Consider the following 10,030-nt stretch of genomic DNA (forward strand, 5'->3'; position numbering starts at 1 on the left):
GCGCTGATCTGGTCGCGGGCGTGCAGGGAGGCTCGGTCCGCGGCGGCGCGGCCCGATGCCCGCCGGTCGCCGCCTGTCGCCGCCGGTCGCCAGGGCGGCCGGGTCAGAAATCGGCGCAGGCCACTCGCTTGGTCAGGGCGCCGACGGGGTGGATGACCACGGACTTCGCGCCGTCGCCGACGGGCCGGGTGTTGGTGACCGTCGCCGTGCTCGCGCCGGCCCCATCGGCGTCGACGCTCAGATGCACCTCGTTGGGCGGCGCGGCCGGGCCGTTCGGGTCGAACATGAAATGGCCACCGCCGTTGCTCTGCGCACAGGGCTTGGCGTGCAGGTGGGCAACGTAGTGCGCGTTCGGCGCCAGGCCGGTCACCGCCACCGTGAGCGTGGTGCCGGCGGCGGCGTCCTGCGCCAGCCAGGCGGTGCCCCGGACCCCGTCGAGCCCCGCCGGACGGGTGTTCAGCAGCACGAACATCGACCTACGCGCGCCGGGGATCTGGCTGGCCGGCGTCGCCGACGGATCGATCATCGGCGCCAGGGACGTCGAAGCCGGCGCCGGCGCCGTGGTCGACTCCTGGGCCGCTGCGGACCCGTGGGCCGATTCCGGAGCCTGGGCCGAGACGCCCGCGGGCGCCGCGGCACCGGACGCCGTGGTGTCCTCCCCGCAACCGGCCGCCAGTGCGGCGATCACGATCAGGCCGCCGATCATGCCTGCGCCGGCACGTCCCCGCGTGAGACCGCGAACCATGAAGATCTTCTCCTGCCTGTGGCCGTGTCGGTCGACCGCCATGGTCGACCACGACGCACCACCTTGGCGCACTCCGACACGCCAGCGCCCGAACTGTCGCGAATGCGCCAGGTCGACCCTCCGGACAAGGCCCCTCGACCGGGCCTGCCCGGGGGTGTCAGGGACGAGGTCGGCCGCCGAAAACCGGTGGGCAGCGTTTCGGGGTGATGCGACGCTGACGGCATGCCGACGCCTGCTCCGAGCTCCGCGCATCTCACGCCCACCCGGGCACGCGACCGGTTCGACGATGACCTGGACCGGATCCGCGCGGTTCTCGACGAGGCACGGATGTGCCATGTCGGCGTGGTCGTGGACGCCTGGCCGCATGTGCTGCCGACCCTGCCGTCCGCCGCGGCGACACCCTGCACCTCCATGGCTCGGTGGCCGCCCGCATGCTCGCCGCCGGCCTGCCGGTCTGCGTGACGGTGTCGCTGCTGGACGGTCTCGTGCTGGCCCGTTCGGCCTTTCACCACTCGGTGAACTACCGGTCGGTGCTGATCCGCGGCCTGGCCACGCCCGTCACCGACGAGACGGAGAAGCGCGCCGTGCTGGACGCGTTCGTCGACCGGACGGCGCCGGGCCGCTCGGCCGCCTGCCGCCCGCCGAACCGCCGGGAGATGGCCGCCACCACGGTGCTGGCCATCGCGCTCGCCGACCCCGCCACCCAGGTCACCCTCAAGACACGCACCGGCGGGCCGATGGACGAGCCCGAGGACCTGGACCTGCCCCACTGGGCCGGGGTCATCGCGGTCCACACGGTCGAAGGCGAGCCGCAGCCGGCCGCGGACCTGGCCGACCCGACCGCGGCGATCAGCGTCTGAGAGCGGGCCGACCCGCCCTTTAGCTGAGCTGGCGGGGAGTTCCGCCGATAAACGTCCTGGACGGCAGCCGGAGCCCCAGGCGGGTCGCGAGTCTCGGCGGGTGACGGGCACATCGGCCGCCTGGTCCGCCCTGGCGTCACCCGCGGTCACGCGCGTCCGCCGGCCGTGCGTGGCTGAGCCGCTACCTGACTGTTCGACAGGGATACCTCGCATTCGCTCACGCCGGGGGCGTTGGGGTGTTCGATCTGGCACAGGTTGAACTCCGGGCCGCGCACGACCTCGGCGTGGTCCGCGTGGAAGTACACGCTGACGCTGGGCCGCCCGATCCGCCCGCGACCGGACCGGGCGATCCCCAGCGCCGCACGGGTACCGCTACGTGCTCCGTCGGCGGCTACCAGGTAGCTGGCATGGATGTCGCCGTCCCGTAGGTGGCCGACCACCCCCTGCGGCGACTGCTCGAAGCCGAGCAGCTCGGTGCTGAATCTGACGTCGGCGCCCGCGTCGATCGCGGCAGCCCGCAGCATCGGCTCGAGGAGGTCCTGGGCGGTCAAGCACGGCTGTTCCGGACTGATCGGCGCCGCGGGGTCGCCGGCCTGCGGCCACAGCGGGAGTCGCGTCGCGTCGGCGAGGGTATGCCCGCGGGCCATGTGGTCGTGGCCGGCGAGGTCACGGGCGAGGACGTGGACGGCGTCGGCGAGGCCCAGCTCGCGCAGGATCTCCATGGTCCGGACGTGGAAGCGGCGGGCTTTGGGCTGCGGGGAGGTGGTGGCGCGCCGTTCGACGACGGTCACCGCCACGCCGTGATGGCGCAGCGCCACCGCGGCGGTGAGCCCGACCAGGCCGCCACCGACCACCAGAACCCTCTACCGCCATGTCGGGAGCAAGGACGGGCTCGTCGATCTGATGGTCGACGAGGTCTACGGCCTGTTCACCGTGACCCGCGGCGGGGGCTGGCGGGTGGCGCTGCGGGATCTCGGCACCTCGGGATGGCGGGCCGTCGGGCGCCATCCGTGGTTCGCCCGGCTCGCCTTCAGCCGCCCGCCGTTCGGGCCCCACGCGCTCGGCGTCCATGACGCCGCGCTCGCCGAACTCGAACCGCTGGGCCTGCCGGCGGCGACCCGGATGGGTTTCGTCTCGACCGTGCTCGGCCACGTCCTCGGGTCCGGTCTGGCCCTGCTCGAGGAGCGGACGATGCGGGCCGGCACGGGCCTGAGCACCGACGCCGACCTCGCCGCCGTCGCCGCCCCCTACCTCGACCAGATCGCCGCCACCGGCCGGTTCCCGCGTTTCAGCCGCTGGGCCGCCGAGCCCGACCGGATGAGCCCGCCGCCCCAGACCTTCGAGGCAATTCTGGAATGGCTGCTCGATGGCCTGTCGGCACTGACCGAATGAGGCGCGCCGGGTCCGCCGCCCGCGCGGCGCGTCGCCGGACTCACTGTTGTCCCCGGACTCACTGTTGGAGTCCGTCCCAGGACCATCGTGGCAGGGCCAGTGCTGGGACATCGTCCGCGCTGTCGTGGTAGCGCGACATGGTCGTGGTGGTGGCCCAGGCGAAGTAGTCGTGCAACACCCGCTGGCACTCGCCTGGTCAGGGCTCCGACAGGGCGGATGACCACGGACTTCGCGCCGTCGCCGACGGGGCGGGCGTTGGTGACGGTCGCCGTGCTCGCGTCGGCGGAGTCGGTGTCGACCGTCAGATGTACCTCGTTGGGTGGGGTGGCCGGGCCGTTCGGGTCGAACATGAATGGCCACCGCCGTTTTCCACCGCGCACGGCTTGACGTGCAGGTGCGCGACGTGGTGCGCGTTATCTCGCCGACCGATTCCTTTAGCCACCGCTTTCGCTGGTGACCTCGTCGCGAATGCGTAGGGAGGCGAGGTCTGCGGCGGCCCGACCGCAGGCCCATCCCTCGCTGTCGTTCGCGCGCAGTGACTGGGCGACGATCCGCGGGAACATCGCCTCGGTCGCCTGCCGGACGGCGCCCGTGCGGGCCGCGAGCGCGGGCAGCAGGCGGCCTTCGCCGGCTTCGGCGGCGGCCTGCTCGCTGACCTGTTCGGTCGCGATCCGCAGGCGCTGGCCGATGCGGATCGCGAAGGAGGCGAGGAACGACTGGCGGAAGGACCGGGTGCGGGACCGTCCGGCGTGGTCCTGGCGGGATCCCGCCCTCATCATCGCCGTCGTCGCCTGGACCAGCAGCGACGTGTACAGGAGCTCGACGGCGTCGAGGTCGCCCTCGAAGCCGACGACCGTCGAGAAGCTGAGATGCTTCGCCCACACCGCACGGCAGCGGTTCACGGTGGCCACCACGTCGAGCAGGCTGGCCTTGGCCACTTCGTAGGGGTTGTCGATGCCGACCCGGCGGGCGGCCGGCTCGGCGGGGCTCACCGCCGCCGCGGCGAGCAGTGCGTCGTCGATGCTGTGGCGGGCCATGAGCTGCTGGGCCTTGGCTGTCAGCGCCTCGGCCTCCTCGGCGAACCCGGTGGACTCGGCCTTCGCCAGCAGCGCACGGACCTTGTCGAGGGTGCGGGGATCCGTGCCGCGGTCGGTGCGCGGGTTCGCGCACGGCGGGGTGGCGTGGGGCGGGGGATCGCGTCGGGTGGTGCCGGGCGGGGGGCAGAGCATCCCGAGCCGCGGCAACATGGCCAGCAGCTTGAGCAGGAACAGGACCTCGACGAGCGCCTGCGCGCGGTCCAGTCCTTCGTTGTCGGCCCAGGCATCGAGCCAGTCGTCGTTTCGGTCACGCCATGCGAGGACGCCGAGGCCGCGGAGCTGGGCCTGCCAGCGCTCGTCGACGGTGGCGGGGTCGTAGCGGCGCATCTGGGCGGCCACGGCGTCGACGACGAGGCGGGCCGCTGCCTGGCCGGCCCGCCGGCTCACGACCCGGTGCGCTTCGGCAGGCTGCCAGCCGCGTTCCCAGGTGTCCTCGACGAGGTTGTCGAACCATCCGGCCAGCACCTGGTTGACCAGCCGGCGCGCCATCGACCCGCCCGGTGGTTCGGCCAGGATCTCGACCCACGTCACGATCGCGGCATCATCCTCGGCGAGCGTCGCGTTCAACATCGCCGCGACCAGCGCGTCGATTGCGCCGGCTGGCGACGCGCTGTCGTGCGGTTCGCCGCCGGCCTGTCCCGCTGTCCTTTCGGCGGCCCGTGCGCGGCCACGAGCCGCGCGGGCCTTCTGCTTTGCCTTGCGGCGTTCGCGGTTACGGCTACTCATCCTCACCTCGCACCTGCTCGTTCCACCCGGGTCTTCGCCTGTCAGCTTTTCCAGGGCGACCGGAGTGAGTCACGGAGAAACATCGAGCCTCGGGCGGCCAGTTTCCACTGCTGCCACCGGAGAAGATTCTCGCTGATCCTAGGGCATGGCGGAGCGGGTTGAATTGTTCTCGCGGAAAATGCTGCCAACAATCGCCAGAACCCAGTGGTCGTGGTCAATCGGCTGGTGGCAGGCAGCATGAATGCGAATCGGCCGGCAATTCACCTAAACCGTAGTACCAGTTTCAGGATTGAGTGGCACCGAAGACGGCCAGCCGCAGCGCGGACAGATCGGTGAGGTCGGCGAGCACTGCCGCCGCGCCGGCGGCGGTGAGCTCAGCGGCGCTGTCGCGGCCGGTGGCTACGCCGACCGGCCGGACGCCGGCGTCGAGCGCGCCCTTCACGTCGTGGATCGTGTCGCCGATCACGACCACGCGGTGCCGGGGATAGACGACGTCGCGGGCCGCCTCGGCCTGGGTGACGGCGAGGGTCACCAGCACCGCCCGGTCAGGCGCGGCGTCGCCGTAGCCACCCACGTCGAGGTCAAGATGATCGGTCAGGTCGAAGGCGGCGAGCTTGGTCTCGGCGACGGGCCGCAGATTTCCGGTGACCACCGATTGGACGACGCCCGCGGCGACGAGACCGGCGACGGCCTGCCGGGCGCCCGCCAGTGCGTGGCCGCGGGCCCGCATCGTGCCCTGCAGCTCGCGGGCGGCGTCAACCATCGCCAGATAGAAGGCGGATAGCAGCCGCTCCGGATCGGTGACACCGCCGAGCCGCATCGTCTCCAGGACGATGGCCCGCTCGGTCCGACCCGTGAGGTCGGCCAGTTCGTCGAGCGCCCGGCCAACGACCCGCTCGAACGCACGGGAGTACAGCGCCCGGCTGACGCCACCGCTGTCCAACAACGTGTGGTCGACATCCCACAGGACAAGAGCGGGCGCAGCCACACCGGCATGCTTTCACATCCGTGTTCAGCCGCGGGCGGCAGAGCCGCCGACCGCCTCCCGAACGCGGCGATCGTGGTTTCGATCAGCCGCGCGACCTCGTCCTCCCGGGTCACATCGGTCGGCACGGCGACGGCCCGGCCACCCTCGGCCTCGATCAGCGCCACGGTTGCGGCGACAGCGCCGGCGCGGCGACCCGCCACCGCTGTCGCCAACTTCAGTTCAGGCGGCGAGAGTGCTCACCAACCGGCGGCTACCAGCACCGAGCCTGCCCTACAACGACCCGGTAGCTCCCATCAGGCGGCGAGGTTCATCAGTTCGACGGGTTCGCCGGCCCAGCGGTCCGGCTCTGCGGTCGCGATGACCGCCTCGACGGGCCGTTCGGGTAGCGGGGCTGCCGCGTGGCGGGTGTGCGCTGCCCCCCAGGTCCGCCGGCGGGCGACAGCGATGGTGGCGGGCAGGTCAAGATCCAGGATGCCGACGCCCGGCAGGGACGCGATGTGCTCGGCGACGCCGCGGCGAACGCGGTCGGCCTCGACCAGCGCGCAGGTCGGCGCGTACAGATGGATGCCGCCGCCCTCGCCGGCCTGGCAGACCAGCCGGGAGGCACGGCGGTTGCCGCGGGCGATCAGGAGCATCGCGGTCGAGTCCAGGACTACATGCAGGGGTTGGTTCATCGCGTGGCCGGCTGCCGGTACCGCGCGAGCCAGTGCTGGAAGTCGGCTTCGTGCTCGGCGGCCTCCGCCGGTGTCGGGTTGTAGCCCGAGAAGGCGAACAGGGCGGACAGCGCCCGCTCCGAGCGCTCGCGCCGCTCCTCCTCGGAGTAGACCTCGACCGAGTGAGCCAGGCGGGTCAGGTACGCCCGTAGTGACATCCCGGCTTCGCCTGCGATGCGTTCCAGTCTCTCGCGGACGTCTTCCGGGACGCTGATGAGGGCTTCGGTCACGGCCATGTCATCTCCTGTCATCAGGTATGCCGGAGGGTGCTCGGCAATCCTACGGCAGGTGAGGGGCAAGTTGATCTGCTTTGAAGAAAATGCTGTCGAGTTCCCTCTGTGGGCGCGCAACCGCCGAGGAAAGCCGACGCCCCGCCCGGCGAGGTCGGCGGGCGGGGCGTCAAAGGTCATGCAACCGGGAGACCGTGGGCCATCCGGTGGGTAGGGCCGATCGTCAGGACAGCGTCAGGACAGCAGGGTGAGGGCCTCGTTGAAGGTGACCGACGGGCGCATCACCTCGGTGGCCTTCACCGGGTCGGGCTGGTAGTAGCCGCCGAGGTCGGCCGGGTGGCCCTGGACGGCGAGCAGCTCCTCGGCGATCGTCGCCTCGGACTCGGTCAGCGACTTCGCCAGGGTCGCGAACGCCGCGGCGAGCGTCGCGTCCTCGGTCTGCGCGGCGAGTTCCTGCGCCCAGTACAGGGCAAGGTAGAAGTGGCTGCCGCGGTTGTCGATGCCACCGACGCGCCGAGCCGGGGACTTGTCCTCGTTGAGGAAGGTCGCGGTGGCGCGGTCGAGGGTGTCGGCGAGGATCTTCGAGCGGCTGTTGCCCGTGGCGGCGGCGAACTGCTCGAAGCTGACCGCGAGGGCGAGGAACTCCCCGAGGCTGTCCCAGCGCAGGTAGTTCTCCTTGACCAGCTGCTGGACATGCTTGGGCGCCGAGCCGCCGGCGCCGGTCTCGAACAGGCCGCCGCCGTTCATCAGCGGGACGACGGAGAGCATCTTGGCGCTTGTGCCGAGCTCCAGGATCGGGAACAGGTCGGTCAGGTAGTCGCGCAGCACGTTGCCGGTGACGGAGATGGTGTCCTCGCCACGGCGGATCCGCTCCAGCGAGTACGCGATCGCGTCGACCGGCGCCTTGATCTCGATGGTGAGACCGGCGGTGTCGTACTCGGTGAGGTAGGCGCGGACCTTCTCGATGAGGCGGGCGTCGTGCGCGCGGGTCTCGTCGAGCCAGAACACGGCCGGGACGCCGGCGGCGCGGGCGCGGGTGACGGCGAGCTTCACCCAGTCGCGGATCGGCGCGTCCTTCGTCTGGCAGGCGCGGAAGATGTCGCCGGCGGCGACGGTCTGCTCGAGCACCGCCTCGCCGGCGGCGCCCACGACGCGCACGGTGCCGGTCGCGGCGATCTCGAAGGTCTTGTCGTGGCTGCCGTACTCCTCGGCCTTCTGCGCCATGAGGCCGACGTTGGGCACCGAGCCCATCGTCGCCGGGTCGTAGGCGCCGTGGGCGCGGCAGTCGTCGAGGACGACCTGGTAGATGCCGGCGTAGCTGGAGTCGGGCAGGACCGCGAGGGTGTCGGCCTCGGCGCCGTCCGGGCCCCACATGTGACCGGAGGTGCGGATCATCGCGGGCATGGACGCGTCGACGATGACGTCGCTGGGGACGTGCAGGTTGGTGATGCCCTTGTCGGAGTCGACCATCGCCAGCGCCGGGCCGTCGGCGAGTTCGGCGTCGAAGGAGGCGCGGATGTCCGCGCCGCCGGGCAGCGACTCCAGGCCCCTGTAGATGCCGCCGAGCCCCTCGTTGGGCGTCAGGCCGGCGGCGGCGAGCGCGGAGCCGTGGGCGGCGAAGGTCTTCGGGAAGAAGGCGCGGACCACGTGGCCGAAGACGATCGGGTCGGAGACCTTCATCATCGTGGCCTTGAGGTGCACCGAGAACAGCACGTTCTCGGCCTTGGCGCGGGCGATCTGTTCGGTGAGGAACTCGCGCAGCGCCGCGACCCGCAGCACGGAGGCGTCGACGACCTCGCCGGCGAGGACCTTCAGCGCCGGCAGCAGGACCGTGGTGGAGCCGTCGTCGCCGACGAACTCGATGCGCAGCGTGTCGTCCGCCGCGATGATCGCCGACTTCTCAGTGGAGCGGAAGTCGTCGGCGCTCATGGTCGCGACGTTCGTCTTCGACTCGGCGCTCCAGGCACCCATCCGGTGCGGGTGCGCGCGGGCGTAGGCCTTGACCGAGGCGGGGGCGCGGCGATCGGAGTTGCCCTCGCGCAGGACCGGGTTGACGGCGCTGCCCTTGATCCGGTCGTAGCGGGCCCGGATCTCCCGCTCGGCGTCCGTCGCCGGGTCGTCCGGGTAGTCGGGCAGCGCGTAGCCCTTGGCCTGCAGCTCGGCGACCGCGGCCCGCAGTTGCGGGATCGACGCCGAGATGTTCGGCAGCTTGATGATGTTCGCCCCGGGCGTCTTCGCGAGCTCGCCGAGCTCGGCGAGCGCGTCGTCGATGCGCTGCGCGGGCTCGAGGTGCTCGGGGAAACTCGCGATGATCCGCCCGGCGAGGGAGATGTCGCGGCTGTCCACCGGGACCCCCGCGGCCGCCGCGTACGCCTGCACCACCGGCAGGAACGAGTACGTCGCCAAGGCCGGCGCCTCGTCGGTGTGCGTATAGATGATCGTTGAATCAGTCACCGACACTCCGCTTCACGTCTACTCCGTCTGGGTATCACGATATGCCGCGTCGCCTGCCGTGCTCCCGCCTCGGCGGTGGCCGGGACGCCTTGCCGACGGATCGGCACTGGACGGGCCGGCACGCCTACACAGCGCCCGCAGCCGATGCGAGGCTCGCCACGCCCACCACGGTCTGCACGTGGGATCGGCACCGAGGTGGTCGGCTGGGCACCGTCCGGGATTGTATGGCAGCGGCCCGTTCGGAGGAGAATGTCAACGCCTGCCGGATGTGGTCCGGACCCGCGTGGACGCTCGGCGGGCGATCGACATCACGCCGTGGTCTGTCCCGGACCGGCCGCTTCGAGCCGAGTTCGGACCGGGCGGTCCGAACGCCGTCACGATCCGGGACGGAACGACGCCACGATCGTCCGGAACTGGCCGAGCGAGCCCGACCAGTCCTCCTCCGGCGCCCGCCAGCGCAGCGCGTACCCGTGACCGTTGCGGGTGACGCCGAGATCGAGGACGTGGATGGTGCGCCCACCCGAGGTGAAGGTGAACTCCCAGATCGCGGCCGTGGCCCCGGATCCGCCGTCCGCGGGCCGGATGGACAGCAGACGGTAGCCGCTGCTGGTGGAGCGCACCGCCGGTTCCAGGTCGCGCCAGGCACCGATCGACGACGCGCCCGCGCTGGCCTGGACCTCGACCAGCAGGTCCGGGTATTCCGCCGGCGCGCTGGCCCGCAGACGGGCGGGACCGCCACCGGCGAGCCGCCAGTCGGCCGGCAACGCCGCCGACCACCCGGCGGCGTCGCGGTGGACGAGAGAGCCGGCCGGGGCCGACGCGGGC

General features: G+C 71.8%; 10 protein-coding genes. 2 read left to right on the forward strand and 8 right to left on the reverse strand.

From position 1 onward, the window contains the following. Nucleotides 1-103: 103 nt before the first annotated feature. Nucleotides 104-745: a superoxide dismutase family protein gene (locus MXD58_RS12055; protein WP_248837684.1), complete on the reverse strand. Its 642-nt coding sequence runs from the start codon at nt 743-745 to the stop codon at nt 104-106. Nucleotides 746-1,176: 431 nt separating this feature from the next. Between MXD58_RS12055 and MXD58_RS12060 the strand changes: the two genes are divergently transcribed. After that, nucleotides 1,177-1,605, forward strand: a complete 429-nt coding sequence (locus MXD58_RS12060; RefSeq protein ID WP_250609319.1) for a pyridoxamine 5'-phosphate oxidase family protein — start codon at nt 1,177-1,179, stop codon at nt 1,603-1,605. Nucleotides 1,606-1,751: 146 nt separating this feature from the next. Here MXD58_RS12060 and MXD58_RS12065 read toward each other — a convergent pair whose 3' ends face one another. Next, a complete protein-coding gene (locus tag MXD58_RS12065; RefSeq protein WP_248837681.1) occupies nt 1,752-2,459 on the reverse strand; it encodes an FAD-dependent monooxygenase in 708 nt (235 codons plus the stop codon). On the opposite strand from MXD58_RS12065, the gene MXD58_RS12070 reads away from it, so the two are divergent. Continuing rightward, complete coding sequence (locus MXD58_RS12070; RefSeq protein ID WP_248837680.1) at nt 2,431-2,997, forward strand: TetR/AcrR family transcriptional regulator C-terminal domain-containing protein; 567 nt, start codon at nt 2,431-2,433, stop codon at nt 2,995-2,997. The genes MXD58_RS12065 and MXD58_RS12070 overlap by 29 nt on opposite strands. A gap of 434 nt (nt 2,998-3,431) precedes the next feature. Here MXD58_RS12070 and MXD58_RS12075 read toward each other — a convergent pair whose 3' ends face one another. From MXD58_RS12075 to MXD58_RS12100, 6 genes are all read right to left on the reverse strand, one after another. Next, nucleotides 3,432-4,820, reverse strand: coding sequence for a DUF2786 domain-containing protein (locus MXD58_RS12075; RefSeq protein WP_248837679.1), 1,389 nt, complete (start codon nt 4,818-4,820; stop codon nt 3,432-3,434). Nucleotides 4,821-5,103: 283 nt separating this feature from the next. Then, nucleotides 5,104-5,808 carry an HAD family hydrolase gene (locus MXD58_RS12080; RefSeq protein WP_248837678.1) on the reverse strand — a complete coding sequence of 235 codons (705 nt, stop codon included), beginning with the start codon at nt 5,806-5,808 and terminating at the stop codon, nt 5,104-5,106. Between the two features lie 293 nt (nt 5,809-6,101). Then, complete coding sequence (locus tag MXD58_RS12085; protein WP_248837677.1) at nt 6,102-6,482, reverse strand: PIN domain-containing protein; 381 nt, start codon at nt 6,480-6,482, stop codon at nt 6,102-6,104. Further along, nucleotides 6,479-6,757, reverse strand: coding sequence for a hypothetical protein (locus MXD58_RS12090; RefSeq protein WP_248837676.1), 279 nt, complete (start codon nt 6,755-6,757; stop codon nt 6,479-6,481). The genes MXD58_RS12085 and MXD58_RS12090 overlap by 4 nt, the downstream gene beginning before the upstream one ends. Nucleotides 6,758-6,985: 228 nt before the next feature. Further along, the gene (locus MXD58_RS12095; RefSeq protein WP_248837675.1) at nt 6,986-9,205 is read right to left on the reverse strand and encodes an NADP-dependent isocitrate dehydrogenase; all 2,220 of its coding nucleotides are present in this window, start codon (nt 9,203-9,205) and stop codon (nt 6,986-6,988) included. 374 nt (nt 9,206-9,579) lie between these two features. Beyond that, nucleotides 9,580-10,030, reverse strand: a 451-nt coding sequence (locus MXD58_RS12100) for a serine/threonine kinase C-terminal domain-containing protein (protein ID WP_518477879.1), incomplete at its 5' end; no start/stop codon positions are given.

The sequence above is a fragment of the Frankia sp. AgKG'84/4 genome (genome assembly GCF_023242965.2).
Lineage (GTDB): Bacteria > Actinomycetota > Actinomycetes > Frankiales > Frankiaceae > Frankia.